Genomic DNA, 24,563 nt, shown 5'->3' with positions numbered 1-24,563 from the left:
GTGGGACCCGATCCTGCCACTGACCAACCCGCCGCACTCACCTCCACGCTCGCCCCCCCGGAGCACAAAGCGGCCCACCCCCGCATGGGGATGGGCCGCTTCGTCAGGTGAGTCAGTGACTCAGGGTCACTTGAGCTCGACGGAGCCGCCGGCGGCCTCGAGGGCCTCCTTGGCCTTGGCCGCGGTCTCCTTGTCGACCTGCTCCAGGACAGCCTTCGGAGCGCCCTCGACGAGGTCCTTGGCCTCCTTCAGGCCGAGCGAGGTGAGCGCGCGGACTTCCTTGATGACGGCGATCTTCTTGTCGCCACCGGCGGTGAGGATGACGTCAACCTTGTCGCTGACCTCCTCCTCCTCGGCGGCTTCGCCGGCTGCGGCCGGGGCGGCAGCGGCGGCAACGGGAGCGGCTGCGGTGACGCCGAAGGCATCCTCGAACAGCTTCACGAACTCGGAGAGTTCGATGAGGGTCATTTCCTTGAAGGCATCAAGAAGTTCGTCGTGGCTGAGCTTCGCCATAATGGTGTTCCTTTCGGTAAATCGTCAGCAGCGCGAGCTGCAACGGATCATTCCGCAGCTGCTGCTGCTTCTTCGGTGTCCGCCTCTGCGGCGGGGGCGTCACCATCGGCGACGTCAGTCGTGGCCGTCTCTGCTGCACCGGCGCCGCCGATGAGAGAGGGGTCGGCCTGCGCGGCGGTCTCCAGTGCACCGAGGACGCGTGCGCCCTGGGCCAGCGGAGCGGCGAGCATGTAAGCGGCCCTGGACAGGTTGGCCAGAAGGGCGCCTGCCATCTTGCTGAGCAGAACTTCGCGGGATTCGAGATCCGCGAGCTTGAGCACAGCCGTGGCGTCAAGGAACTTGCCGTCCATGACGCCGCCCTTGATGACCAGGGCGGGGTTGGCCTTTGCGAAGTCACGCAAGCTCTTGGCGACGGTTGCAACGTCTCCAGAGATGAACGCGATGGCCGTGGGACCGACGAGGGTGTCTTCGACGCCCTCGATCCCGGCTTCCTTGGCGGCAATCGCGGCAAGGGTGTTCTTCGCAACGGCGTAGGTGGCGTTCTCACCGAGGGATCGACGCAGATTCTGCAGATCCTTGACGGTGAGACCGCGGTAGTCGGTCAGCACCGTGGCAGCGGAGCTGCTGAATGCTTCAGCGAACTCTGCGACCTTGGCGGCTTTGTCCGGCCTCGCCATTGGGTCTCCTTTCCTTCTCGTGTATCGCCGGATCCCGTCCTGGATGGAGGGTTCCGGCACCGATTCACGTCTGGTGGGAGACAAAATGCCCCGTCGCCGGTGGGCGCGGGGCATGAGTAGCAGCTCGAGCGATCACCTGCGCGGGTGCCCCTTTGAGGGGCATCAAGACGTCTATCACCTGCGGTCTTCGGTAGTGGGAACTCTAATGTGCTGCACGCCCCGGATCCAAATCGCCCGGGGGAAGCGCACGGGCAAGGGGAACTGCACACGCAGACCCACCGCGATCGTCCACGCCGGCAGGTCTCCGATAGGTTCGGGGACTCACGACCCCAGGAGGAACAGATGAGCGAGCCCGAGCCCAGGCGCCGCAACCCCATGCACGTGGCCATCGCCGCGCTCAGCATCGCACTCGTGGGAGTGGCTGCCCTCATCGCGTTCCTCATCTGGGGCCGCCCCGCGCCCACCGTGGAGCCCTCCCCCACCCCACCACCCAGCGCCTCCCCCACAGCGCAGACGCCCTCGCAATCCCCCACGGCGACAACGGCCCCGCCCACGACGGCGGCCCCGAGTCCCGTACCCGCGACGACGGCCGCCGCCAGTGCGCCAGCCTCCACCATCCCCGCCACCGCTGCCGCCAGCCCCGTGGCCACCGCCACCGCCGGCAACACCACGCCCGTGGCGTCCCCCGTCTCGCCTCAGACAATGATGTGGCAGGGCAAGGCGACATTCGAGCACTTCACCGCCGAAGTGCTGCAGGATGACGCCAACCAGGACGCCCCCATGATCGAGGGCAAGGCTGGACTGCTCGTGGAGGTGTGCGCCACCCTGGCGCTCGAGGGTGACGACACAGTGCGCATCAGCTCCGACCCATGGTCGCTGCAGGATGCGGAAGGCAACGTCCAGAAGCCACAGCAGGGCGGCTACGAGCCGGCGTTCCCCTCCGATGCCGACTACGCCGTGGGCGAGTGCGCACGCGGCTATCTGACCTTCGACTACCTCTCCGCCGAGAGCGACTACGCCAACCTCGTCTACGAGAACGGTTTCGGCGATCGCGCGGTGTGGCAGTTCCACTGAGTGGGCCGCCGGGCTGACACCGATGCGCCCCGTCCGCGGCGCGTGCATTAATCTTCGTGATTGACCCGTTTGACGTCCGTTCCACCTGGAGGATTCATGCGCCTACGCGCTCTCGTTGCAGCCGCCCTTGCCAGCGCTCTCACGCTGGCAGCCTGCTCCACCCCGCAGGGCGACACCTCGGACACGGACCGCTCCTTCGACGTGTCCGGCGTCGCCAAGGTTGACGAGATCGCCGCGCTGGTCCCCCAGAAGATCCGCGACAGCGGCAAGCTGGTCATCGGCGCCTCCATCGACTACGCCCCCGCGGAGTTCCGCGCCGACGACCTGCAGACCGCCATCGGCTACGACGTCGACCTCGGCAAGGCACTGGGCCGCGTGATGGGCCTCGACACCGAGGTGAGTGCGGCGGAATTCGCCTCGATCCTCCCCGGCATCGGCACCAAGTACGACGTGGGCATCTCCTCCTTCACGATCACCCCGGAGCGCCTCGCCAGCTACACCATGATCAGCTACGTCTCCGTGGGTTCGTCCTACGCCGTCAAGACGGGCAACGAGGTCGGCTTCGACCCGGACGACGTGTGCGGCAGCACGATTGGCGTGCAGACGGGGACGTTCCAGGAGGAGGAGCTGAAGGCCTTCTCCACGCAGTGCACCGACGGCGGCAAGGACGCCGTCGACATCCTGCAGTTCGGGTCCCAGTCAGACGTCACCACCAACGTGGTGGGGGGGAAGGCTGACGCCATGTACGCCGACTCCACCGTCTCCAGCTACGCCGCCGCCCTCACCGCCGGACAACTCGAGGTGATCGGTGGGGTGCGCGACGCCGCCCCGCAGGGGATCGTCCTGCCCAAGGATGACGCCGAGCTGACCGCCGCGATCCAGCAGGCCGTGCAGCACCTCATGGACGACGGCACGTGGGGCAAGATCCTCGACAGCTGGGGCACGAAGGACTCTGCCCTGACCACCGCCGAGGTCAACCCCGAGTCCTGATGGGCCGTCCCATGACCACACCTGTGCCTGAACTCATCAACGCCCGCCCAGTCCCGCGTCCCAGCACGTGGGTGTGGGCCGCCGTGGTGCTCCTGCTGGTGGCCATGTTCATCCACGGCCTCCTCACCAATCCCAACTACCGGTGGGACATCGTCGGCCAGTACCTGTTCGATCCCCGCATCGTCGCGGGCGTGGGCTGGACGCTGCTGCTGACGGTGGGCTCCATGGTCATCGGCATCGTGCTCGCCGTCCTCATGGCCATCATGCGCCAGGGCACCAACCCCGTCCTGCGGGGCGTCTCCACGGTCTACATCTGGTTCTTCCGTGGCACCCCCATCTATACGCAGCTCGTGTTCTGGGGCCTGCTGTCAGTGCTCTATCCCCGCCTGTCGCTCGGCATCCCCTTCGGCCCCGAGTTCGTATCGTTCGAGACCACCGTCGTGTTCAACGCTGCCATCGCCGCACTCCTCGGACTCGGACTCAACGAGGGCGCCTACCTGGCCGAGATCGTGCGCGGGGGCCTCAACTCCGTCGACAGGGGGCAGACGGAGGCGGCCACGGCGCTCGGCATGAAGCGTTCCACGACGCTGTGGCGCATCGTCATCCCCCAGGCCATGCGGGTGATCGTGCCCCCCACCGGCAACGAGACCATCTCCATGCTGAAAACCACCTCACTGGTGCTGGCCGTGCCCTTCACACTGGAGCTGACGTTCGTCACCAACGCGCTCGGCAACCAGAAGTTCCTTCCAGTGCCCCTCCTCATCGTGGCGGCCATCTACTACCTGGTGATCACGTCCATCCTCATGGTGGGCCAGCACTATGTGGAGGCCTACTACGGGCGCGGCTTCGACGACGCAGGCGCCTCGAGGGGCGCCACCAAGGGCATGTCCAGGCGCCAGCAGGCGATCCTGGCCGCCGGAACGGTCCGCACCAACCCGAATCTGGATGTGACGCCATGACCGCGATGGTCGAGATTTCAGCAGTGCACAAGTTCTTCGGCGACCTGCACGTGCTGCGGGGCGTTGACCTCGAGGTGGAGCGCGGCGAGGTGTGCGTCATCCTGGGCCCGTCCGGATCCGGCAAGTCCACGCTGCTGCGGTGCATCAACGAGCTGGAACGCATCAGCGCCGGCCGCATCGTCGTCGATGGCGAACTCATGGGCCTGCGGGAGGTCACGCGGGGCACAACAACTGAGCTGCACCGCCGCTCCGACAAGGACATCGCCCGGCAGCGCTCACGCATCGGGATGGTGTTCCAGCGCTTCAACCTCTTCCCGCACATGACCACGTTGGACAACGTGATGGAGGCGCCGCGCAAGGTCCGCGGATGGGACAAGGCCCGGGCCCGCACCAAGGCCGAGGAGCTGCTGACAATGGTCGGCCTCTCAGACCGGATGGAGCACTATCCGGCGCAGCTCTCCGGGGGTCAGCAGCAGAGGGTCGCCATCGCCCGGGCGCTGGCCATGGAGCCCGACCTGATGCTCTTCGACGAGCCCACCTCGGCTCTGGACCCCGAGCTCGTCGGGGAGGTTCTGGCGGTCATGAAACAGCTGGCCGACTCCGGTATGACGATGCTGGTGGTGACCCACGAGGTGGGGTTCGCACGCGAAGTGGCAGACCAGGTGGTCTTCATGGACGAGGGTCTCGTGGTGGAGCGCGGCACGGCCGCCGAGGTCATCGGCAACCCACAGCAGTCGCGGACCCGGGACTTCTTCGCCAAGGTGCTCTGACCGGTCCACGGGCACTGCTGCGCGGCGTGTGTCCGCGGCAGATGTGGGCGCGGAAGTTCTTCAGTGTGCCGCGAGGAGCCGGATGACGGCTTCCACTGCTCGCACGAGGTCATCGAGCCCCATCGACGGCGTGGGCTGCTCCCCCACGACCTCATCGGTCTCCGCCCCCACGAGCGCGACTCCGTCGTTGCGCACGGCCGGGACGTGGATGAACCCGCCCGCAACGGCATGGTCCCGCAGGAGGGCGCGAAACGTCGCGTTGCACACGAAACTCCCTGCATCCGGGGACGCACGGGACGCCACTCCCACCGACAGGATCGCTGCCACCATCGCGTCGACGTCCAGTCGGGAACCCAGCGGCCCCGGCTCCGCGTCCAGCGGTTCCCCGCGTGGGGCCCGCCCGGCGTTGTCGGGAATCCGCCCGAGGGCGGTCGGGCCGGCCCACCGCTCAGGCGTCACCTCGGTGCGCCCACCTGCCTCCCCCAGTGCGATGACGGCATCCGGGCGGGCCGCGGCGATGGCCGCTGCCAGCGCGACGGGGGCACCGTCGAACTCCACGGGCAGGATGGCGGTGCACAGCACCACACCATCGCCATGCCAGGACGTGGCCAGGCGTTCGACGACGGCGCCGCTCGCGTTCAGGGCGTCTCCCCCGAATGGTTCGAAACCGGTCACCAGCACCCGCATGGTCGCTCCCCCCTGGACAGGCAAGGACGGGGCGGGCACCGTGTGGCGCCCGCCCCGTCCTGTGATGGATCTACTGCGCGTGGATCAGTCCTCGTCGGGCTTGGTGACCGAGCCGTCGATGAGCACGCTGGGGCTCATCGTGGCGGACACCGCGATCTTGCGAATGTAGCGGCCCTTCGAGGCGGACGGCTTCAGACGAACCACCTCGTCGAGGACGGCGTAGTAGTTGTCGGCCAGCTGCTCGGCCGTGAAGGACGCCTTGCCGATGATGTACTGCAGGTTGCCGTGACGGTCGATGCGGAACTCAATCTTCCCGCCCTTGATCTCGGTGACTGCCTTGGCGACGTCCATGGTGACGGTGCCGGTCTTCGGGTTCGGCATGAGGCCACGGGGGCCGAGCACGCGGCCGAGACGGCCCACCTTGCCCATGAGGTCGGGGGTGGCAACGACGGCGTCGAAGTCGAGGTAGCCGCCAGCCACCTTTTCGATCAGTTCGTCGCTTCCCACTTCGTCCGCTCCCGCGGCAAGTGCGGCCTCCGCGCGGTCACCGGTGGCGAAGACAAGGACCCGTGCCGTCTTTCCGGTGCCGTGGGGGAGGTTGACCGTGCCGCGGACCATCTGGTCAGCCTTGCGGGGATCAACGCCGAGACGCACCGCAACATCGATGGTCTCGTCGAACTTCGCCGTGGCCATCTCCTTGATGAGGTGGATGGCCTGCTCGGGGCGGTGCTGCTGGTCGGCATCGCGCTTGTCGGCTGCCTGTGTGTACGCCTTGCTGTGCTTCATTCTGGTTCCTTGGTTGTCTGCCAGCCTCGCGGGCTGGTCCACCAGTTCCTGGTCGCTCTGGGGCAGATGCCCCTCCCAGGTGTGAGTGGGTGAAAAAGTCAGTTGATTTCGACGCCCATGGAGCGGGCGGTTCCTTCAACGATGAGCATGGCGGCCTCGACGTCATTGGCGTTGAGGTCGGGCAGCTTCTGGGTGGCAATCTCGCGGACCTGGTCCTTGGTGAGCTTGCCCACCTTGGTGGCCAGCGGGTTGTCCGAACCCTTGCTGAGGCCGGCGGCCTTCTTGATGAGCTCTGATGCGGGCGGCGTCTTCGTGATGAAGGTGAACGTGCGGTCCTCGTAGATGGTGATTTCCACGGGGATGACGTTGCCACGCTGGGATTCGGTCGCGGCGTTGTAGGCCTTGACGAACTCCATGATGTTGACGCCGTGCGGACCGAGAGCGGTACCTACGGGCGGTGCGGGCGTGGCGGAGCCAGCATTCAGTGCGACCTTGACGAGGGCCGCAACCTTCTTCTTGGGAGGCATGAGGGGTCCTTTTGTTGATGGGTGATGCCGTATCGGCGATGCGATCCTTGGCGGAAGGACGTTGCCGGTGCGACGGATGGGGTCAGACGACCTTTTCGACCTGCTTGAATTCCAGGTCGAGGGGCGTCTCGCGACCCATGAAGTCCACAAGGGCCTTCAGGCGCGCGGTCTTGGGGTTGATCTCGGTGATCGTGGCGTGCATGCCCGCGAACGGACCGTCCGCGACCATGATGGAGTCGCCGATCTCGAAATCGAGGACCTCCACCTTCTTGTCACGCTGGCGGCCCGACGTGCCACTGGTTTCGGCGGCGACCCTGGCCACGACCGATGGGGTGAGCATGTGGAGCACCTCCTCCACGCTGAGCGGGACGGGTGTCTGGCCGTGCCCGACGAAGCCGGTGACGGACGGTGTGTGACGCACGACGCCCCACGACTCGTCGGTCAGTTCCATGCGGACCAGGACGTATCCGGGGAGCACGCAACGCGTGACGGTCTTGCGGGTGTTGTTGCGCATCTCGACGACGTCCTCGGTGGGGACGATCGTTTCGAAGATGTACTCCTCCATGTCCAGCGACTGGGCTCGCGCGTCGACGTTCTGCTTGACGCGGTTCTCCATGCCGGAGTAGGTGTGGATGACATACCACTCACCGAACTTCGCCTCGAGCTCCTGGCGGAGCGCCTCGATGGCGATGTCGGTGGCGTCGTCCTCGTCGTCGTCCTCGTCCTTGGGCTCCTCCTCCAGGTCGGCAAGCTCGGGCAGCGCCTCGGGCTCATCGTCGGAGAGGGGTCCGCTGAGGTCGATCTCGACGTCGTCGGTGGTGGTCTCGGGCTCGACGGGGCCGCCCAGGTCGATTTCGAAGTCGTCGGCCGGGTTGGTGGTCTCACTCATCAGGAATCTCCAAACATTGCCAGCAGGCCCCAGCCGAACAGGAGGTCAAGAGCGCCCACGAAGGCGATCATGAACAACACGAAGATCAGCACGGAGACGAACAGGACGGTCAGCTGCGGCCAGGTGGGCCACACGACCTTCTTGATCTCGCTGGCGGACTGCTTCACGAACGTGGCGGGGTTGCTGGCGGAATAGGGGTCGTTCTCGACCTTCTGCGACTCGGAGCGTTTCCGGGTGGCAGTGGTCTTCCTCACCGGGGCGTTGCCGCGTCGGCGTGCTGAGGAGGCAGCATTCTGCTCGTCCTCGGTGAACCCGTCCTCGAGTTCGGCGATCGTGTCGTCGTCGGCGTCTTGATCCAGCCCGACGGTCCCGCGGCGCACCGGCGCGTTGGAGCTGCGACGGCGGGTCGCGCCCAAGGACGGCGTCGCGTCAGTGGGCTCCGAGACCTCGTCGACGGCGTCAGCCTCGATGGGGTCGACAGATGAGTCCCCGAGCGCGTCGTACTCGCGGTCAGAGGCCCCCGTCGAATCGGGAGTCTTGTCGCTCACGCGGTTTCCCTTCGGTCTACAAACAAAATGCCTCACCGTCCATGGGACGGTAGGCGCCTGGAAACAGCCATACTGCTTCGCAGGGCAGGAGGGACTCGAACCCCCAACCTGCGGTTTTGGAGACCGCTGCTCTGCCAATTGAGCTACTACCCTCGGTGATGTTGCAGATTCACCCGGGGCGAACCCCGAGCAGCAACCAGCATCACCAGTGCCACCATGGTACGCCAACGCCACCCCCGCGTCGAACCGGGCGACCGGGCGTACGCGTGCGGGGCGACCTCGCCCCTACAGCGACCTGCCAAGGATGTTGACCTCGGCTTCCAGCGTGATACCGAAGGTGGCGCGCACGCCGTCGCGCACCTCCCGGGCCAGAGCGAGGAGGTCCTCGGCGCTGGCGTCTCCCCGGTTGGTCAGTGCCAGGACGTGCTTGCCGGAGAGTGCCGCCCGCGTGGTGCCGTGCCCCTTGACGAACCCGGCGTGCTGGATGAGCCAGGCCGCGCTCGTCTTGACGCGGTCCCCCGCCGGGAACCTGGGAGCCCCCGGGGGCAGCAGCGCGGCGGCCTCCGTCGTGAGCAGGGGGTTGGTGAAGAAGGACCCGCCGCTCCACGTGTCGTGGTCGGACTCGTCCAGGACCATGCCCTTGCTGCGACGGATGGCGAGCACGGCGTCCCGCACGCGGGTGGTCGGTGACCGCTCCCCCACGTCGACACCGAGGGCGTGGGCGAGCTCCGGATAGGCAATGGGGGCGCTGAGGGTGCCCAGGGGGAACTGGAACGACACGTCGAGCACGAGGTGACGGCCGGGTGTGCGCTTGAACAACGACGTCCTGTAGCCGAACCCGCAGTCGACGGCCGGGTGGGTCTTCACCTGCCCCAGCTCACGGTCCCAGGTCCGCACGGAGCTGACACTCTGGGACACGTCAGCCCCGTAGGCCCCCACGTTCTGGATGGGGGTGGCACCCACGGATCCCGGGATGCCGGAGAGCGTCTCCACCCCGACCCAACCCCGCGCCACCGCGAAGGCGACGAACTCGTCCCAGTTCTCCCCTGCCTGCACGCGCACCATCGCGCCGCCGCAGGACGACACCTCCGCGGTGACGCCCCGGGTGCCCACGTGCACGACAGTGCCGTCGAAGCCCTCGTCGGGCACCAGAACGTTGGAGCCGCCACCCAGGACCAACACGGGCTCCCCCGCCGCGTCGCACTCGGCGACGGTTGAGATGAGCTCATCCTCGGACGTGGCGGAGACAAAACGACGCGCGTTTCCGCCCACGTGGAAGGTGGTGTGATCCGCCAGTCGGACCGATGAGGGCCCGCGCGGGGCCACGCCGCTGTGGGAGACGAACTCCACGGGGCACTCCTGTTCGGACTCAGGCAATGCGCACCTGCGCCTTGGCTGCGCCGAGCACGGCGTCCTGTCCGCACCTGGCGGTGATGGCGAGGGTGGCGACGTCTCCGGCCACCGCGGTGACCGTGGCGTTGTAGACCACCTCCACACCCTCGTCGGTGTCAGGCACCACGACGGGGCGGGTGAAGCGGACAAAGTAGTGCAGGACGCCGCCCGGGTTGCCGATCCAGTCGGTCACCACCCGGAGCCCGGCGCCCATGGTCCACATGCCGTGCGCCACCACACCGGGCAGGCCGATGGCACGGGCGTGGCGGTCGGAGAAGTGGATCTCGTTGAAATCGGTGGACGCGCCGGAATACCGCACCACACCGGCACGGGTGATGGTGACACGCACCTCCGGCAGTTCCTGACCTACTGTGACCTGCTCAGGCATTCGCGACCTCTCGTGTGTGCATCAGCGTCGACCGCGCGGTGACGGCGCTGCGGCCGTCCACGGTGAGGTCGACGACCACCGTGACCATGTCCAGGGCCCCGCGGTTGCGCACCCTCTCGATCCTCAGTGTTGCCACCACATCGTCGCCGTCGCGCAGCGGATCCGTGAACTCGAACGTCTGGTCGGTGTGCATGGTGCGGTGCAGCGCCAAACCGAGCTCTGCATCGTCGAAAAGGGCCCCCCATGCGTGGGCCGCGATGACCGCAGCAAAAGTGGGTGGGGCGATGGCGTCGTCGCCGGCGTAGGCGGGATTGGTGTCCCCGAGGGCCGCGGCGAACTCTGCGATCTTGGCCGTGCTGACGCGGTACGCGGGTGCCGGTGGGTACGTGCGACCTGCGTGCTCTGGGCTGATGGGCATGTACGCAAGGCTACCGAAGCCCCCGGCGAATTGCCCATGGGCAATTCGCCGGCAACGCACCAACGGCCGCCCCCCGTTGCGGGGAGCGGCCGTTGGTGTGCAAACGTGTGATTCAGCGGGTCTCGCGGTGCGCCTGGTGCGTGCGGCACCTGGGGCAGAACTTCTTCAACTCGAGCCGGTCTGGGTTGTTGCGCCGGTTCTTCTTGGTGATGTAGTTGCGCTCCTTGCACTCGGTGCAGGCGAGTGTGATCTTAGGACGGACGTCCTGTCCCTTCTTGGCCATGATCTCATTCCTCTTGCTTGGCGCTGGATGGCGACGGTTGGATGAAGCGTTCGGTGACGAGGGCGGGAATCGAACCCGCGACACAGCGATTATGAGCCGCTTGCTCTACCGACTGAGCTACCCCGTCAAAGTAGTCCTTCCCCGAATTTCTCCGGAAACGAACAGAGCCCCCATGCGGAGTCGAACCGCAGACCTTCTCCTTACCATGGAGACGCTCTACCTACTGAGCTATAGGGGCCAGCCGAGGTCCAAAGATACACAGGTTGCGGGCGGGGTGCCAAATCGGCCCCCGCCCCTGGTTCTCGCACCCCGGAGGCATGGCCCGGTCTCAGGCCAGGAGTGCGGCGATGGCGATCTCCAGGGCACCCGAGAACAGCGTCTCCCTCTCCTCTGCAGTCAGGTCACCGGAGCCGTCCATCAGGTGGTCGGACGCGGTCAGCACGGCCAGAGCCTCCTTGCCGGCGGCCAGGGCGCAGGCGTAGAGGCCGGCGGCCTCCATCTCCACACCCAGGGTTCCCAGCGCGGACAGGGCACCGATGGTGTCCGGGCCACCCCCGTAGAAGAAGTCGTTGGTGAAGACGGGCCCCACGTGTACGGCGCGCTCGCCGCCACGAGCGGCGTCGACGGCGGCACGCAGCATGTCGAAGGAGGGTGCCAGCGAGAGGGCGACGCCCGGCACGTTGATGGTGGCCACCGACGAGTTCGTGTGTGCCGCGGAGGCGATGATGATGTCGCGCACCGCAACGCTGCGCGGGATGGCCCCGCACGTACCGACCCGACAGATGCGTTCAACACCGAAGTCGCGGTACAGCTCCGTGGCATAGATCGACAGCGACGGCACGCCCATCCCGGACGCCATGGCCGTGACGGGGGTGCCGTCGATGTGGCCGGTCCAGGCACCGATGCCCCGGACATCGGACACCAGCTTCGCGTCGGTCAGACGTGTTCTGGCGATGCGCTCGGCGCGCTTCGGGTCGCCGGGCATGATCACTAGGGGCGCAATGTCACCGGGTTCGCAGGCAATGTGTGGAGTGGACATGTCAGATTCCCATCAGTCTCGTGGGGTGTGCGGGTCAGGGGGACCCCTCGCGGTTGTGCGACTCCCAGTGTCACCCAACCGGAACGGCAACAGGCCCCGAATCACTACGATTCGAGGCCTGGTGGCAGGTGTTGGATTCGAACCAACGAAGGCGTTGCCGACGGTTTTACAGACCGCTCCCTTTGGCCGCTCGGGCAACCTGCCGTGCTGGCACATGGCCAGCGATGCGAAACACTACCAAAGCAGGGCCCCGCAGGACAAAGCGGGTACTCGCTCACCCCACACGGCACAATGAGTCAGGACAGCACCGGGGGCCCACGGCAGACTGGGCCCCAACGCCCCGTTCACTCAAGAGGAGATTCCCATGGCATCCGAGAACTCGTTCGACGTGGTCAGCAAGGTGGACCGACAAGAGGTTGACAACGCACTGAACCAGGCCGCCAAGGAGGTCAGCCAGCGCTTCGACTTCAAGAACACCGACTCCTCCATCAGCTGGTCCGGGGAGAACATCGAGATGGAGGCGAACTCCGAGGATCGCGTGAAAGCCATCCTCGACGTCTTCCAGACCAAGCTGGTGCGCCGCGGCATCAGCCTCAAAGCCCTCGACGCCGGCGAAGCCCGCGTGTCGGGGAAGATGTGGAAGATCACCGCCTCGACGCAGGAGGGCATCTCCCAGGAGAACGCGAAGAAGGTGTCCAAGCTCGTACGCGACGAGGGCCCCAAAGGCGTGAAGTGCCAGATCCAGGGCGATGAGCTCCGGATCTCCAGCAAGAGCCGCGACGACCTCCAGGACGTGCAGAACCTCATCAAGGGCGCCGACTACGACTTCGCGGTGCAGTTCACGAATTACCGCTGAGGCACGCTGCGGGGAAGCGTTGGCGGCGGGTCAGGTTCCTGACATGGCGACCGCGTCAGCGATCTTCCCTCAGTAGGCCGGCGGGCATGCGTCCCTCGGTGTTCCCCGACGGTGACCAGCCGGCAACCGCTCTCGATGCCGCAACGGATCGTGCCCCGGCGTCGGTGTCGCGGTACCCCGCTCCGGCGCGGGACAGCTGTCCCCGATGACGTCGGCGATGTCAGGGGCCGCGCAGCGCGACGATGAGCCACCCTCCTGAGCGACAGGCTCCATCACGCCGTCCTCCAGCGCGGCGGTCATCGGTACCATCGGGGCCCATGATCTCCCCACTCGTCCTCGGTTCGCACAACGTCAACGGGATCCGCGCCGCGATGCGGCGGGGGTTCCGGCCGTTCTGGGACTCGGAGGGTGCTGATGTCATCGCGCTGCAGGAGGTGCGGTGCCGCCTCGCGGACCTGCCCACCGAGGCGTTCACCGGCTACCACACGGCACTGGAGACGGGCACGCTTCCCGGCCGCAACGGGGTGGCTGTGATGACGAGGCTGGCACCCACGTCGATCCGCACGCTGTCCGGGGGTGCGCTGCTGGCGGGACCCGACGGTGCGTTCAGCGAGGTGGAGGCCATCCACCTGCCGAACCGCGACCTCGCCCACTTCTCCCACGAGGGGCGCTACATCGAGGTGGACCTGTCGGATGCGCCGGTCAGGGTGGCGTCGCTGTACCTGCCCAAGGGTGCGGCCTGGCCGCACGAAGAGGACGGCAAGGACAAGTACGACCGGAAAATGCGTTTCCTCAAGGGTTTGTCGCGCCTGCTCACCAGTTCGCGCCGCGAGGCTGCCGCTGAGGGCCGTCAGTTCGTGGTGGTGGGCGACTTCAACATCGCGCACACCGAACTGGACCTCAAGAACTGGCGGACGAACAAGCGGTCGGAGGGCTTCCTGCCGGAGGAGAGGCAATGGTTCAGCTCCGTGGTGGGGCCACGTCGGCTGCTCGACGTCGTGCGGCACGTCCACCCGGGAGTCGACGGGCCCTACACCTGGTGGTCGTGGCGTGGCCAGGCATTCACCAACGACGCGGGGTGGCGGATCGACTACCACCTCGCCTCCCCCGCACTCGCACGCTCAGCCACCACGGCGCGCGTGGCCCGGGAGGCGGACTACGACTCGCGGATCAGTGACCACAGCCCTGTCGTGGTGCACTACGACATGGCCGCCCTCGCCTCCTGACGTCAGGGAACCGGCTGGGTCTGGCGACCACTCAGGGGTTCCCAGCGCTGGCGGAGCGTGTGTCCACGCAGCGACTCCCACGCTGCGAACATCACCAGCAGCGCCAGGAGCCAGAACCCGTTGCGCAGGGCAAAGTTCATGGCGGAGTAGCTCAGCAGCACTGCGGTGACCACCACGGCCACGCGCAGCCACCGCGGCGAAGGCTTCGTCATGGGGAACAGCACACCACCCCACAGCACGTACCAGGAATGGATGGCCGGGGCGCAGAACGCGAACAGCAGGAACGACCAGGACAGGAAGTGCAGCGGACGCTGCCCCAGGTGCCGCACAGCGAGCCAGAGGGTCCCGACGGCGAACACCACCACCCCGAGGGCGCGCGACGCGTTGATGGCGACACGACCTGAAGGGTCCCAGCCGAACGCATCGACCACCCACTGCGCGATGTGGCCCACCACGGTGAACGGCGAGACGGTGTCGACCATGCCCGGCACATTGACGGCATTGATCCAGCCGAACCCGAGACCTGTCACGACGCTGATGCCCGCGAACACGCCCACGGCCACAGCCAGCGACGCCGCCACGCGCAACCCGGCACGGAACACGGGGACTGGTTTCCTCCACCCCTCCAGCGGGACCACCAGGAACGGCAGCGCCACAGCGGCCAGCACGGCCGGCTGCTTGATGGCGGCAGCCACGCCGATGATGAGTGCACCCAACCACCACTGCCTGAGATGAAGCGTCAGCCAGATGGCCATCACCATGAGGCCGGTCATGAGGGCGTCGTTGTGCATGCCGCCGACGAAGTCGATGATCAGGATGGGGTTGCACATCACGAACCAACTGGCCGCCGCCGGGTCGACACCCACCTGCCGCGCGATCCGCGGCGTGCACCAACCGATGAGTGCCACTCCCAGCAGGGCGGGCACTCGCATCAGGAGGGTGGCGGTGAACGGGTCGAACCCGGCCAGCACCACGATCCCATGGCTCATCTTGAGCGCGAGGGGCCCGTAGGGGGCGGTGGTGTCGCGCCACACCCATGCCACCTGGTCGGCAAAGTAGCCGGGCAGCACACTGGGGCCCACCTCGTAGGGGCTGATGCCGTTGTGGAGCATCCACCCCTGGGCAGCGTAGGAATACGCGTCGTGCGAGAACACGGGCGGGGCGAGCAACAGTGGGGACGCGATGATGGCCAGCACGGCCCAGTGCCGCAGTTGGGGGTGGCCGAGAGCGCGCCGTCGGGCGGGGCGAAGGCGCAGCCACGTCTCGAGCAGCAGTGCGAGTCCCACCATCGTGAAGACCGTGCCCAGCACCTTGAAGACGGCACCGTCCCAGTTGAGCTGGTTCAGCACTCCCCACACGGGGGAGGCCTGCGGCAGGTAGGCGGGGCTCAGGGTGCCGATGAGGATGCAGAAGGACCCGAGGAATCCGACCCGCACACCCTTGGCAGCGGCGGCCTCGCGGAGCGCGGCCCGGGCGCGAAGCAGCCGACTCACGTCTGCCCGTGGGAGCGGAGGCTGGTGCGCTGGTGGACGCGGTTGTTCGGGCCGGCGGCCCGCACGCCGATGACGGGCACGGAGACGTCCTCGAACCAGTCCCGGAGCGCAGCCATCCCCCGATCCTACGAGACTCCCGCATCTCCGGCGGCCAGTGGCGGGGTCAGGCGCGAGGGGTGTGGAATCAGCGTGCCTACAATGGCTGGGAAACCAAGTACTGAGCCGTGCAAAGACAAGGACACCATCCCGTGGCACAACCGCAACCCCTTGACCGGGTTGTCATCCGCTTCGCCGGCGACTCCGGCGATGGCATGCAACTGACAGGCGACAGGTTCACAGCCGAAGCCGCAGGCCTCGGCAATGACATCGCCACCCTCCCCAACTTCCCCGCGGAGATCCGGGCCCCCCAGGGCACGCTGCCCGGGGTCTCCAGCTTCCAGCTGCACTTCGCGGACTTCGACATCGTCACTCCGGGCGACCGACCCGACGTGTTGGTGGCCATGAACCCGGCGGCGCTGAAGGCGAACCTGGCCGACCTTCCCCGCGACGGCGTCATCATCGTCGACACCGCAGACTTCACCAAGCGCAACCTCAGCAAGATCGGGTGGGACTCCAACCCGTTGGAGGACGGCACGCTGGAGAGCTACAAGGTGCACGCGCTGAACCTGACGCACCTTGCCACGGAGACCGTCAAGCCTTTCGGCCTGACCCGCAAGGACGCGTCCCGCACCAAGAACATGTTTGCGCTGGGGCTGCTGAGCTGGATGTACTCCAGGTCGCTGGAGGGCACCATCTCCTTCCTGCAGCGCAAGTTCGCCGGCAAGCCCGACATCCGTGACGCCAACATCGCGGCGGCCCAGGCCGGCCACGCCTACGGCGAGACCACGGAGTCGTTCGAGTTCCGCTACGAGGTTGCGCCCGCTCCCATGAAACCGGGCCGCTACCGCCAGGTGTCCGGCAACATGGCCACGGCGTACGGCCTCATGGCTGGCGCCCACAAGGCCGACATGCAGCTGTTCCTGGGGTCCTACCCCATCACGCCGGCCTCCGACATCCTGCACGAGCTCTCCAAGCGCAAGGACATCGGCGTCGTCACCTTCCAGGCGGAGGACGAGATCGCCGGTGTCGCCGCCGCGCTCGGTGCCTCCTACGGTGGGGCGCTCGGCGTCACCAGCACGTCCGGCCCCGGCATCCTCCTCAAGTCGGAGACCATCAGCCTCGGCGTGATGACGGAGATTCCGCTGGTCATCGTCAACGTGCAGCGTGCCGGACCGTCGACGGGCATGCCCACCAAGACGGAACAGGCAGACCTCCTGCAGGCCATCCATGGCCGCAACGGTGAGGCGCCAGTCCCGGTCATCGCCGCGAAGTCCGCCATCGACTGCTTCGACACAGCAGTGGAGGCGTGCCGCATCGCCATCAAGTACCGCACGCCCGTCATCATGCTGAGCGACGGCTACCTGGCGAACGGGTCGGAGCCGTGGCGCATCCCGAACCTGGACGACATCGCTCCCATCGAGCCCGGCTACGCCACCGAGCCCAACGGGACCGACGCCAAGGACAAGCCCACCTTCCTGCCCTACGACCGTGACCCGGAGACGCTGGCGCGAGCCTTCGCCATCCCCGGCACCCCCGGCCTCGAGCACCGCATCGGCGGCATCGAGAAGGCGGCCGGCACGGGCAACGTCTCCTACGACCCCGACAACCATGACGCCATGGTGCGCACCAGGGCCGCCAAGATCGACGGCATCGTGCGAGACATACCGGACGTCGAGGTGTCAGACCCGTCGGGCCGGGCACGCGTCCTCGTGCTGGGGTGGGGTTCCACCTGGGGCCCCATCACCGCGGCGGCCCGTCGCGTGCGTCTCAGTGGCCGCGACGTGGCCACCGCCCACCTGCGCCACCTGAACCCCATGCCGGCCAACCTCGGGGAGGTCCTGCGTCGCTACGACCGCGTCATCATCCCCGAGATGAACCTCGGACAGCTGGCGAGCCTCATCAGGAGCCGCTACCTCGTCGACGTCCACAGCTACTCCCGCGTCCGGGGCCTGCCCATCTCGCTCAGCGAGCTGGAGCAGGACCTGATCGCCGAGATCGACCAGCACACCCAGGAGGCCTGAGATGAGTTCACCTTCCGGACTCACCGGAGTACCCATGGCGATCACGCCGCTCAACCGCAAGGACTTCACGAGCGACCAGGAAGTCCGGTGGTGCCCCGGCTGCGGTGACTACGCCATCTTGTCCACGTTCCAGTCGATGATGGCCGATCTCGGCCTGCGCCGGGAGAACACCGTCATCGTGTCCGGCATCGGGTGCGCCTCGCGCTTCCCGTACTACGTGGACTCCTACGGCATGCACTCCATCCACGGCCGCGCCCCCGCCATCGCCACGGGCGTCGCCATCACGCGACCTGACCTCAACGTGTGGGTGGTCACGGGCGACGGTGACGCACTGTCCATTGGCGGCAACCACCTCATCCACACGCTGCGCCGCAACGTGAACCTCACGATCCTGCTGTTCAACAACCAGATCTACGGGCTCACCAAGGGCCAGTACTCGCCGACATCGGAGCAGGGCAAGGTCACCAAGTCCACCCCCTACGGCTCCGTTGACAGCCCGTTCAACCCCATCTCGCTGGCGATCGGGGCCGAGGCCTCGTTCGTTGCCCGCGCCATCGACTCCGACAGGCAGGGGCTGACCGAGGTCATGACCGCGGCCGCCGCACACCGGGGCACGTCGCTCGTGGAGATCTACCAGAACTGCCCCATCTTCAACGACGATGCTTTCGCCGGCCTGAAGGGCCCTGACGCCGCGGACGCACTCATCGTGCTGCGGGACAAGGAGCCCATCACGTTCGGGCGAGACGGTCAGTTCTGCGTGGCCCGCAACGACTCGTTCGAGATCGAGGTGGCCAACACCGCCGAGGTGGACCCGGCACGCATCGTCGTGCATGACGTGGCGCGCAAGGACCCGTCGCAGGCCTTCGCCATCTCCCGGCTCACCGAGTCGGGCGTGCTGCGGCAGGCGCCCGTGGGGATCTTCCGGCAGGTGGAGCGGCCCGCGTACGACGACCTCGTCCGCGACCAGATCAGCCTCGCCCAGAGCAAGGACCGTGGCGCGGCGCTGGCGGCAGTCATCGCAGGCAACGACACCTGGGAGGCCCGGGCCACATGAGCGACGGGTCCACGTCACGGGGCCGAGGTCCCGGCGAGGACCCCGTCGCTCCCCCCTCCCGCAACGAGGGCCCGTCGTCGGCGGCAACGCCGTCGAGGCCGGGCTCCGGCGTCATCCGCCCCGTGCCGCAACCCTCGGATGGACCGTCCTTCGAGGCCATCGCCATGCAGTCGGTGCTGAGCCGTGCGCGCGACAGCAGCCGCTTCGAGGCCCCGCCCACCGCCGACGGCGACGCTTCCCGGGGCCGTCGTGTGCCCGCACGGCTCCTCGTGGTGACAGCACTGGTCGTCGTAGCCCTCGGAATCACCGCCGGCGCCGTGTGGGTCAACCTGTTTCGTGACGCCGGCGTGGACGACGAGACCGTGGTGACCGTAACGCAGACGGACGGCGCGTTGGTTCGCACACCCCAGGAGACCGTCCGCGGATATCTGGGTGCCCTGGCCGAGGGGGACATCGAGAAGGCCCTGGAGTTCGGCCCCCTGGGTGGGACCGGTTCCGAGGCCCTTCTGACGCCCGAGGCGTACGGGGCCATGCCCGAGGAGTCGCGCCCCCGCAACATCACGCTGGGCACCGACGATCCACTCGCCACGGAGATCCCCGTCACCTACACGCTCGCTGGCGAGGATGTGTCCACCTCCATCCGGGTCAAGCGCACGGAGACGGGTTCCTACGACCTGGTTCGGGCCACCGTCACCATCCAGTTGCAGGTCGCGGGTGGCGACAACCTGCCGGTGTTCGTCAACGGGGTCGAGGTGCAGCACACCAGCCCCATCGAGGCGGTACCCGGCACCTACACCCTCACCACAGGCCTGTCCTTCATCGCCTTCCCCACCGACTCGAGCACCATCTCGATCCTGACGCTCGCCCGCTCGAAAACCGGTACCTTCCTCGTCAACCCGGAGCTCACCGATGCGGGGACGTCCGCGCTCCTGGAGTCGGCACGCACGTCGCTGACCCGGTGCATCGACGCGGCCGAACTGACACCCGCGGGCTGCCCCAACGGAATCCGGGCCCCGAAGCCGGTGGCACCGGGCAGTGTGCAGTGGAGCATGAGCGGGGCGTCTGCGGTGTGGACGTCGTTCTCCCCCGCGCTGTCCCCTGACGACCAGACGGTGGCACTGGCCACCCTCCCCCTGACCTTCAGGGTCTCCATGGATTACACGGACGGCAGCAATTCCGGGTTCAAGGACGTCAGGGTCAACGCCGTCCTCAGCGCCACCATGCTCGGAAGTGACGCATCAGCCGTGACGGTGGAATGGGGGCGGTGAAAGCCTTGGGTACGGTGGTGCACATGACGACCGCGCTCAACTTCGACCACTTCGACACCTCCGTCCCCCCCACCGAGGACCTCTTCCGGCACGCCAACGGCGCCTGGCTGAAGGAGGTCACCATCGCCGCCGACAAATCCGGCGCCGGCGCCTTCATCGACCTCCGCGACGCCTCCGAGGCAGCTGTCCGCGACATCATCACCTCCACCGGGGGCGGTGATGCCTCCGACGGTGAACGACGCAAGATCGCCGACCTGTACGCCTCGTTCATGGACACCGATCGTGTGGAGGCCCTCGGCGCCACGCCGCTGCAACCGGTCCTTGCGCGCATTGACGCCATCACGGACGCGCGGGACCTGTCAGCCCACCTCGGATGGTCTCTGCGCAACGGGTTCTCCTCGCTCATCGGCTTCGGGGAGGACTCGGACCCCGGCAACCCGCAGCGCTATGTCATGTTCACGGGGCAGGCCGGACTCGGGTTGCCGGATGAGGAGTACTACCGCCTCGAGGAGCACGCCCACATCCGCGAGGCCTACAGGGCCCATCTGGAACGCGTTCTGGGACTCGCAGGCATGACGGACGCAGCAGCGCAGGCCGACGCCGTCTTCGCTCTGGAAACCCGCATCGCGTCGCACCACTGGGACAAGGTCCGCACCCGCGACCTGCGCCAGATGTACAACCCCATGACGTGGGAGGAATTCACAGCCTCCACGAGCGGTATCGACTGGAACGCCTTCGCGGAGGCCGCGGAGCTTCCCGTGGACAAGGTGGCCGACCTCGTCGTCGGACAGCCGTCCTTCGCCACGGCGGCGGCGGACCTCGTGGCGACCGGGAATCTGGATGCCTGGAAGTCCTGGGCCCGCTGGAAGGCCGTCTCCGCGCTGTCCGCGTGGCTCTCGTCAGACTTCGTGGACGCCCGCTTCGACTTCTACGAGCGAACCCTCCAGGGCACCGAGCAGTTGCGTGACCGCTGGAAGCGTGGAGTCTCCCTCGTGGAGGGCGTCCTCGGGGAGGCCATCGGCAAGATCTACGTGGAGCGCCACTTCCAGGGCGGCGCCAAGGAGGCCATGGATGAGCTCGTGGCCAACCTGTTGGCCGCGTACCGCATCTCCATCGAGAAGCTGGACTGGATGACGGAGACCACCCGCGCCGAGGCCCTCGACAAGCTGTCGAAGTTCCGTCCCAAGATTGGCTTCCCCGAGCAGTGGCGCGACTACTCGGCCCTGCAGGTCACGCCCGACGACCTCGTCGGCAACGTCCTGGCGGCCAACTCGTTCGAACTCGACCACACCCTGGAAAAGCTCGGCGGCCCCATGGATCCGCATGAGTGGCTCATGTTCCCGCAAACCGTGAACGCCTACTACCACCCGCTGCGCAACGAGATCGTGTTCCCGGCGGCCATCCTGCAGCCGCCGTTCTTCAACGTCGACGCCGACGATGCCGTGAACTACGCCGCCATCGGCGCGGTGATCGGTCACGAGATCGGGCACGGGTTCGACGACAAGGGTTCCACCTGCGACGGCGACGGCATGCTGCGCGACTGGTGGAGCGCCGAGGACCGTGAGGCGTTCGAGCAGCGCACGCACCGCCTCATCTCCCAGTACAACGAGTTGTCCCCCGAAGGCGCCGACGGCGTCCGGGTCAACGGCGAATTGACCGTCGGCGAGAACATCGGCGACCTCGGTGGCCTGGGCATCGCCTGGAAGGCGTGGCTGCTGGCTGGCGGCGACCCGAACGGCGAGGAGATCGACGGACTCACCCCCGGCGAGCGCTTCTTCTTCGGATGGGCGGCGGCGTGGCGTGGCCGGGTGCGTCCGGAGGCCATGAAGCAGCGCCTGGCCACCGACCCGCACTCCCCCGCCGAGTTCCGGTGCAACCAGATCGTGCGCAACCTCGACGCCTTCCACGAGACGTTCGGCACCACAGAGGACGACGGGTTGTGGCTGGCACCAGAGGAGCGCGTCGTCATCTGGTGACGCGACCCGCACGCCCTCGTCGCTGAAGTCCCTGCTCGATGCGCAACCTCGCTAGTGTGAAGGGACAGAGCATCATCGAGAAGGAAGAGGGACGCCATGCGCGCAGCCCGATTGCACGCCCCTTCGGACCTGCGGGTCGGGGAGGAGTCAGATCCCACCCCGGCCGAGGGATTCACCCTGGTGAGGGTGGGTGCCGTTGGGCTGTGCGGATCGGACCTGCACTGGTTCCTTGATGGAGGCATCGGGGACTCCCGCATCGACCAGCCGACGATCCCCGGACACGAGATCGGCGGCGTGGCCCTCGACGGCCCCCTCGCCGGCCGCACGGTGGCGGTCGACCCGGCCATACCGTGCTTCACCTGCGAGCGATGCCGCGAGGGGTGGACCAATCTCTGCCCTCACGTCCGGTTCGCGGGGCACGGTGACACCGACGGCGGGCTGGCGGAGATGATGCGCTGGCCCACCGACAGGCTCGTGCCGCTGCCCGAGTGCATGGATGCCGAGGACGCCGCTGTGCTCGAGCCGCTGGGCGTCGCCATCCACGCCTGGGATCTGAGCCATGTGGGGCTGGGTGACCGGGTCGCCATCGTGGGGGCGGGACCGATCGGGCTGCTTCTGGTCCAGCTTGCACGACATTCACTGGTCAACCACATCGCCGTCATCGAGCCGCTGGCACACCGTCGGGACGCCGCGCTCGCCCAGGGTGCCGATGCCGTCCACAGCCCTGATGACCTGCCAGCGTCGGACTTCGACGTGGTGTTCGAGGTCTGCGGCAACCCCGACCCCGTCCGGGAGGCCATGGTGGTGGCACGCGCCGGTGGCCGGGTGGTGCTGGTGGGCATCCCTGATGAGGACGAGACCCGGTTCCCTGCATCGCTGGCCCGCCGCAAGGGGCTGACCATTGCCGTGGTGCGGCGCATGGCGGAGGTCTACGACCGGTCCGTGGACCTGGTGGTGCGTGGCGTCGTCGATGTGAAAGCGGTGGTCAGCCACCGCTTCGAGCTGGGTGCCGCCGGTGAGGCCTTCACATTCGCGTCCTCACGCGAGGGTCTCAAGGTCCTGATCACGCCGTAGCCCGGCACAGCGGGCCAGAGGTCAGTGGAGGCGTGGGAAAAGGTCGGCGAGGCGATCGTAGAGCTCTCCCTGCAGTGCACCGATCTCGTCGTAGCGCTCCACGAGGTCGGGATCCGGCTCGGTGATCTCGCCCGGCGCCGCCATGGCCTGGGCGCAGGTGGCAACGTCGGTGTCGGTGACGACGGCCATCGCCATGGCTGCGGCCCCGAGCGCGGACACCTCCTCGCTGGCGCACGTCTCCAGCGGCACCCCCACGCAGGCCGCCATGATCCTTCGCCACAGGGCGGAGCGTTGTCCACCACCCATGATGCGCAGCGTCGTCAGCGGCGTCCCGGTGTCCTCCACCAGGGCGCGAAGGTTGCGGCCGGTCTCCATGCTGATGCCCTCGAGCACCGAGCGATACATCGCGGCCCGGGTCTGAGCCCCGGAAAACCCGACCATCGCCCCCCGTGCGCGCGGATCCCAGTGCGGTGACTGCACCGCATTCCAGTACGGCAGTGTCAACAGCCCGTCGCTGCCGGCCGGCACGTCGGAGGCCGCACGCTCCAATTCCTGATCAGGTGCGCCGAGCAATGCCGCATCGCCCAGTTGTGCCCTGAACCAGTCCGTCAGGTACGCCCCCGAGTTCTGGACCACCTCGAGCACGAAGTGCCCGGGCAGGCCGGCGGCGTCGGTTCGGTAGGAGCGCCCCCACCGGTACTGCGGGACGTGCACCCCTGCAACCACCGCCGTACCGAGGTTGAGGTAGCCCTCGTCGGGGCGCGTGACCCCCGCCCCTATTCCGGCTGCCTGACCGTCGCCGCAACCGGCCACCAGCGGGATGGGCCCCGGCAGCCCCCATCCCTGGGCGACCTCGGTGCGCACCTCCCCCAGCACGGTGGCCGTGTCCCCGAGCTCGGGGAGCTGGTCACGCCGGACGCCGGCCATCTCCAGCAGGCCATCCGACCAGGTGAGTGCGGCCATGTCGAACAGCCCGAGGCTGTCAGCCGTGGCACGCGAATCCACCCACTCACCCGTGAATGCGTGCGCCAGGTAGGCGTGGACCCCCACGACCCGGGCTGCACTGCTCAGGGTGTGGGGCTCGTGCTCCGAGAGCCACGCCAGCTTGTACAGCGACGGCGTCACATCCGGCACCATGCCGGAGGTGGCGTGTACCCACTCGCTTCCCAGTCGGGCCACCTGTTCACCGGCCCGACCGTCCAGCCACAGGATGGCCGGCCGGCTCGGGCGCCCGGCCTCGTCGCAGAGCACGAACGTCTGTCGCTGGGGCGTCACGCACATCCCAGAAATGCGGTTGCGCTCCCCGGGTGTCAGCGCAGCCACCACCTCACCGATGGCACGGTGGGCGGCGGCCAGCCAGTGCGTTGCATCCTGCTCGTAGAGGTCCTTGGCAGGCGTCGCCATGGGGTACGTCGCGCGGCCCTGGGCCAGGACGCCACCCGTGGCGTCCACGACCAGGGTCTTCGTCGCTGTCGTGGAGGAGTCCACCGCCAAAACGAGCGGCCCGTTCGTCGGTGATCGCTGTGCCATACCCACAGTGTTCCACCACGATGAGC

The 24,563-nt window shown here is 67.6% G+C and carries 25 protein-coding genes and 4 tRNA genes; 11 read left to right on the top strand and 18 right to left on the bottom strand.

From position 1 onward, the window contains the following. Window positions 1-126 precede the first annotated feature (126 nt). Window positions 127-513 (bottom strand): 50S ribosomal protein L7/L12, encoded by a 387-nt coding sequence (gene rplL, locus EAX62_RS13790; RefSeq protein WP_121902305.1) that lies wholly within the window; start codon window positions 511-513, stop codon window positions 127-129. A gap of 47 nt (window positions 514-560) precedes the next feature. Then, entirely contained in the window at window positions 561-1,190 is a 630-nt protein-coding gene (gene rplJ, locus EAX62_RS13785; RefSeq protein ID WP_121902304.1) for a 50S ribosomal protein L10, read from the bottom strand. 342 nt (window positions 1,191-1,532) lie between these two features. Between rplJ and EAX62_RS16760 the strand changes: the two genes are divergently transcribed. From EAX62_RS16760 to EAX62_RS13760, 4 genes are all read left to right on the top strand, one after another. Further along, window positions 1,533-2,264 (top strand): hypothetical protein, encoded by a 732-nt coding sequence (locus tag EAX62_RS16760; protein ID WP_158600684.1) that lies wholly within the window; start codon window positions 1,533-1,535, stop codon window positions 2,262-2,264. Window positions 2,265-2,360: 96 nt separating this feature from the next. Next, a complete protein-coding gene (locus tag EAX62_RS13770) occupies window positions 2,361-3,254 on the top strand; it encodes an ABC transporter substrate-binding protein (protein ID WP_121902301.1) in 894 nt (297 codons plus the stop codon). After that, window positions 3,254-4,213 (top strand): amino acid ABC transporter permease, encoded by a 960-nt coding sequence (locus tag EAX62_RS13765; RefSeq protein WP_325048834.1) that lies wholly within the window; start codon window positions 3,254-3,256, stop codon window positions 4,211-4,213. The genes EAX62_RS13770 and EAX62_RS13765 overlap by 1 nt, the downstream gene beginning before the upstream one ends. A 5-nt stretch (window positions 4,214-4,218) precedes the next feature. Continuing rightward, on the top strand, window positions 4,219-4,983 hold the full coding sequence (locus EAX62_RS13760) for an amino acid ABC transporter ATP-binding protein (protein WP_147454127.1): 765 nt from the start codon (window positions 4,219-4,221) through the stop codon (window positions 4,981-4,983). Between the two features lie 60 nt (window positions 4,984-5,043). On the opposite strand, the gene EAX62_RS13755 is transcribed toward EAX62_RS13760, so the two are convergent. The 14 genes from EAX62_RS13755 to EAX62_RS13690 all read right to left on the bottom strand — a co-directional run bounded on the left by EAX62_RS13755 (window position 5,044) and on the right by EAX62_RS13690 (window position 12,144). Continuing rightward, window positions 5,044-5,670: a pyroglutamyl-peptidase I family protein gene (locus EAX62_RS13755; protein WP_121902298.1), complete on the bottom strand. Its 627-nt coding sequence runs from the start codon at window positions 5,668-5,670 to the stop codon at window positions 5,044-5,046. 84 nt (window positions 5,671-5,754) lie between these two features. Next, window positions 5,755-6,456 carry a 50S ribosomal protein L1 gene (gene rplA / locus EAX62_RS13750; protein WP_121902297.1) on the bottom strand — a complete coding sequence of 234 codons (702 nt, stop codon included), beginning with the start codon at window positions 6,454-6,456 and terminating at the stop codon, window positions 5,755-5,757. Window positions 6,457-6,554: 98 nt separating this feature from the next. Beyond that, window positions 6,555-6,983 carry a 50S ribosomal protein L11 gene (gene rplK / locus EAX62_RS13745; RefSeq protein ID WP_121902296.1) on the bottom strand — a complete coding sequence of 143 codons (429 nt, stop codon included), beginning with the start codon at window positions 6,981-6,983 and terminating at the stop codon, window positions 6,555-6,557. 82 nt (window positions 6,984-7,065) lie between these two features. Then, window positions 7,066-7,872: a transcription termination/antitermination protein NusG gene (nusG, locus tag EAX62_RS13740; RefSeq protein WP_121902295.1), complete on the bottom strand. Its 807-nt coding sequence runs from the start codon at window positions 7,870-7,872 to the stop codon at window positions 7,066-7,068. Next, entirely contained in the window at window positions 7,872-8,420 is a 549-nt protein-coding gene (gene secE / locus EAX62_RS13735; protein ID WP_158600683.1) for a preprotein translocase subunit SecE, read from the bottom strand. The genes nusG and secE overlap by 1 nt, the downstream gene beginning before the upstream one ends. Window positions 8,421-8,500: 80 nt before the next feature. After that, window positions 8,501-8,573, bottom strand: a tRNA-Trp gene (locus EAX62_RS13730). Between the two features lie 132 nt (window positions 8,574-8,705). Next, window positions 8,706-9,770, bottom strand: coding sequence for a UDP-N-acetylmuramate dehydrogenase (locus EAX62_RS13725; RefSeq protein WP_233557969.1), 1,065 nt, complete (start codon window positions 9,768-9,770; stop codon window positions 8,706-8,708). A gap of 19 nt (window positions 9,771-9,789) precedes the next feature. Then, window positions 9,790-10,200 carry a MaoC/PaaZ C-terminal domain-containing protein gene (locus EAX62_RS13720; RefSeq protein ID WP_121902293.1) on the bottom strand — a complete coding sequence of 137 codons (411 nt, stop codon included), beginning with the start codon at window positions 10,198-10,200 and terminating at the stop codon, window positions 9,790-9,792. After that, window positions 10,193-10,618: an FAS1-like dehydratase domain-containing protein gene (locus tag EAX62_RS13715; protein WP_121902292.1), complete on the bottom strand. Its 426-nt coding sequence runs from the start codon at window positions 10,616-10,618 to the stop codon at window positions 10,193-10,195. Before EAX62_RS13715 ends, EAX62_RS13720 begins: the two co-directional genes overlap by 8 nt. A 112-nt stretch (window positions 10,619-10,730) precedes the next feature. Continuing rightward, a complete protein-coding gene (rpmG, locus tag EAX62_RS13710; protein ID WP_121902291.1) occupies window positions 10,731-10,901 on the bottom strand; it encodes a 50S ribosomal protein L33 in 171 nt (56 codons plus the stop codon). Between the two features lie 54 nt (window positions 10,902-10,955). Next, window positions 10,956-11,028, bottom strand: a tRNA-Met gene (locus EAX62_RS13705). Window positions 11,029-11,066: 38 nt separating this feature from the next. Beyond that, window positions 11,067-11,139, bottom strand: a tRNA-Thr gene (locus EAX62_RS13700). A 90-nt stretch (window positions 11,140-11,229) separates the two neighbouring features. After that, window positions 11,230-11,940, bottom strand: a complete 711-nt coding sequence (locus EAX62_RS13695) for a purine-nucleoside phosphorylase (protein ID WP_121902290.1) — start codon at window positions 11,938-11,940, stop codon at window positions 11,230-11,232. A gap of 119 nt (window positions 11,941-12,059) precedes the next feature. Then, window positions 12,060-12,144, bottom strand: a tRNA-Tyr gene (locus EAX62_RS13690). A 160-nt stretch (window positions 12,145-12,304) separates the two neighbouring features. Here EAX62_RS13690 and EAX62_RS13685 point away from each other — a divergent pair. Continuing rightward, window positions 12,305-12,796: a YajQ family cyclic di-GMP-binding protein gene (locus EAX62_RS13685; protein ID WP_121902289.1), complete on the top strand. Its 492-nt coding sequence runs from the start codon at window positions 12,305-12,307 to the stop codon at window positions 12,794-12,796. A gap of 317 nt (window positions 12,797-13,113) precedes the next feature. Further along, complete coding sequence (locus EAX62_RS13680; protein WP_121902288.1) at window positions 13,114-14,022, top strand: exodeoxyribonuclease III; 909 nt, start codon at window positions 13,114-13,116, stop codon at window positions 14,020-14,022. A 2-nt stretch (window positions 14,023-14,024) separates the two neighbouring features. On the opposite strand, the gene mptB is transcribed toward EAX62_RS13680, so the two are convergent. Next, window positions 14,025-15,515 (bottom strand): polyprenol phosphomannose-dependent alpha 1,6 mannosyltransferase MptB, encoded by a 1,491-nt coding sequence (mptB, locus tag EAX62_RS13675; RefSeq protein WP_121902287.1) that lies wholly within the window; start codon window positions 15,513-15,515, stop codon window positions 14,025-14,027. 224 nt (window positions 15,516-15,739) lie between these two features. Here mptB and EAX62_RS13670 point away from each other — a divergent pair, with 224 nt between their 5' ends. The 5 genes from EAX62_RS13670 (at window position 15,740) to EAX62_RS13650 (ending at window position 23,007) form a co-directional block, all read left to right on the top strand. Continuing rightward, on the top strand, window positions 15,740-17,635 hold the full coding sequence (locus tag EAX62_RS13670; RefSeq protein ID WP_407703341.1) for a 2-oxoacid:acceptor oxidoreductase subunit alpha: 1,896 nt from the start codon (window positions 15,740-15,742) through the stop codon (window positions 17,633-17,635). Window position 17,636: 1 nt separating this feature from the next. Further along, window positions 17,637-18,689 carry a 2-oxoacid:ferredoxin oxidoreductase subunit beta gene (locus EAX62_RS13665; RefSeq protein WP_121902286.1) on the top strand — a complete coding sequence of 351 codons (1,053 nt, stop codon included), beginning with the start codon at window positions 17,637-17,639 and terminating at the stop codon, window positions 18,687-18,689. Further along, window positions 18,686-19,957, top strand: a complete 1,272-nt coding sequence (locus EAX62_RS13660) for a hypothetical protein (protein ID WP_121902285.1) — start codon at window positions 18,686-18,688, stop codon at window positions 19,955-19,957. The genes EAX62_RS13665 and EAX62_RS13660 overlap by 4 nt, the downstream gene beginning before the upstream one ends. A gap of 23 nt (window positions 19,958-19,980) precedes the next feature. Beyond that, a complete protein-coding gene (locus tag EAX62_RS13655; RefSeq protein WP_121902496.1) occupies window positions 19,981-21,933 on the top strand; it encodes a M13 family metallopeptidase in 1,953 nt (650 codons plus the stop codon). Window positions 21,934-22,029: 96 nt separating this feature from the next. Beyond that, window positions 22,030-23,007 carry a zinc-dependent alcohol dehydrogenase gene (locus EAX62_RS13650; protein ID WP_121902284.1) on the top strand — a complete coding sequence of 326 codons (978 nt, stop codon included), beginning with the start codon at window positions 22,030-22,032 and terminating at the stop codon, window positions 23,005-23,007. Between the two features lie 21 nt (window positions 23,008-23,028). Here the strand turns inward: EAX62_RS13650 and EAX62_RS13645 are convergent, their stop codons facing one another. Further along, complete coding sequence (locus EAX62_RS13645; protein ID WP_121902283.1) at window positions 23,029-24,537, bottom strand: xylulokinase; 1,509 nt, start codon at window positions 24,535-24,537, stop codon at window positions 23,029-23,031. Window positions 24,538-24,563 lie beyond the last annotated feature (26 nt).

It is taken from the genome of Tessaracoccus antarcticus, from assembly GCF_003688855.1.
GTDB lineage: Bacteria > Actinomycetota > Actinomycetes > Propionibacteriales > Propionibacteriaceae > Arachnia > Arachnia antarctica.
This window is presented reverse-complemented; position numbering and strand designations above follow the sequence as displayed.

What these genes read in the sequence shown, in the direction of transcription:
- EAX62_RS13680 (WP_121902288.1), top strand. Translation starts at nt 13,114, where the DNA reads ATGATCTCCCCACTCGTCCTCGGTTCGCACAACGTCAACGGGATCCGC.
- EAX62_RS13695 (WP_121902290.1), bottom strand. Translation starts at nt 11,940, where the DNA reads ATGTCCACTCCACACATTGCCTGCGAACCCGGTGACATTGCGCCCCTA.
- EAX62_RS13765 (WP_325048834.1), top strand. Translation starts at nt 3,254, where the DNA reads ATGGGCCGTCCCATGACCACACCTGTGCCTGAACTCATCAACGCCCGC.
- nusG (WP_121902295.1), bottom strand. Translation starts at nt 7,872, where the DNA reads ATGAGTGAGACCACCAACCCGGCCGACGACTTCGAAATCGACCTGGGC.
- rplL (WP_121902305.1), bottom strand. Translation starts at nt 513, where the DNA reads ATGGCGAAGCTCAGCCACGACGAACTTCTTGATGCCTTCAAGGAAATG.
- rplK (WP_121902296.1), bottom strand. Translation starts at nt 6,983, where the DNA reads ATGCCTCCCAAGAAGAAGGTTGCGGCCCTCGTCAAGGTCGCACTGAAT.
- EAX62_RS16760 (WP_158600684.1), top strand. Translation starts at nt 1,533, where the DNA reads ATGAGCGAGCCCGAGCCCAGGCGCCGCAACCCCATGCACGTGGCCATC.
- EAX62_RS13650 (WP_121902284.1), top strand. Translation starts at nt 22,030, where the DNA reads ATGCGCGCAGCCCGATTGCACGCCCCTTCGGACCTGCGGGTCGGGGAG.
- EAX62_RS13645 (WP_121902283.1), bottom strand. Translation starts at nt 24,537, where the DNA reads ATGGCACAGCGATCACCGACGAACGGGCCGCTCGTTTTGGCGGTGGAC.
- EAX62_RS13770 (WP_121902301.1), top strand. Translation starts at nt 2,361, where the DNA reads ATGCGCCTACGCGCTCTCGTTGCAGCCGCCCTTGCCAGCGCTCTCACG.
- EAX62_RS13660 (WP_121902285.1), top strand. Translation starts at nt 18,686, where the DNA reads ATGAGCGACGGGTCCACGTCACGGGGCCGAGGTCCCGGCGAGGACCCC.
- EAX62_RS13665 (WP_121902286.1), top strand. Translation starts at nt 17,637, where the DNA reads ATGAGTTCACCTTCCGGACTCACCGGAGTACCCATGGCGATCACGCCG.
- EAX62_RS13755 (WP_121902298.1), bottom strand. Translation starts at nt 5,670, where the DNA reads ATGCGGGTGCTGGTGACCGGTTTCGAACCATTCGGGGGAGACGCCCTG.
- EAX62_RS13715 (WP_121902292.1), bottom strand. Translation starts at nt 10,618, where the DNA reads ATGCCCATCAGCCCAGAGCACGCAGGTCGCACGTACCCACCGGCACCC.
- EAX62_RS13655 (WP_121902496.1), top strand. Translation starts at nt 19,981, where the DNA reads ATGACGACCGCGCTCAACTTCGACCACTTCGACACCTCCGTCCCCCCC.
- rpmG (WP_121902291.1), bottom strand. Translation starts at nt 10,901, where the DNA reads ATGGCCAAGAAGGGACAGGACGTCCGTCCTAAGATCACACTCGCCTGC.
- rplJ (WP_121902304.1), bottom strand. Translation starts at nt 1,190, where the DNA reads ATGGCGAGGCCGGACAAAGCCGCCAAGGTCGCAGAGTTCGCTGAAGCA.
- EAX62_RS13760 (WP_147454127.1), top strand. Translation starts at nt 4,219, where the DNA reads ATGGTCGAGATTTCAGCAGTGCACAAGTTCTTCGGCGACCTGCACGTG.
- rplA (WP_121902297.1), bottom strand. Translation starts at nt 6,456, where the DNA reads ATGAAGCACAGCAAGGCGTACACACAGGCAGCCGACAAGCGCGATGCC.
- EAX62_RS13685 (WP_121902289.1), top strand. Translation starts at nt 12,305, where the DNA reads ATGGCATCCGAGAACTCGTTCGACGTGGTCAGCAAGGTGGACCGACAA.
- EAX62_RS13720 (WP_121902293.1), bottom strand. Translation starts at nt 10,200, where the DNA reads ATGCCTGAGCAGGTCACAGTAGGTCAGGAACTGCCGGAGGTGCGTGTC.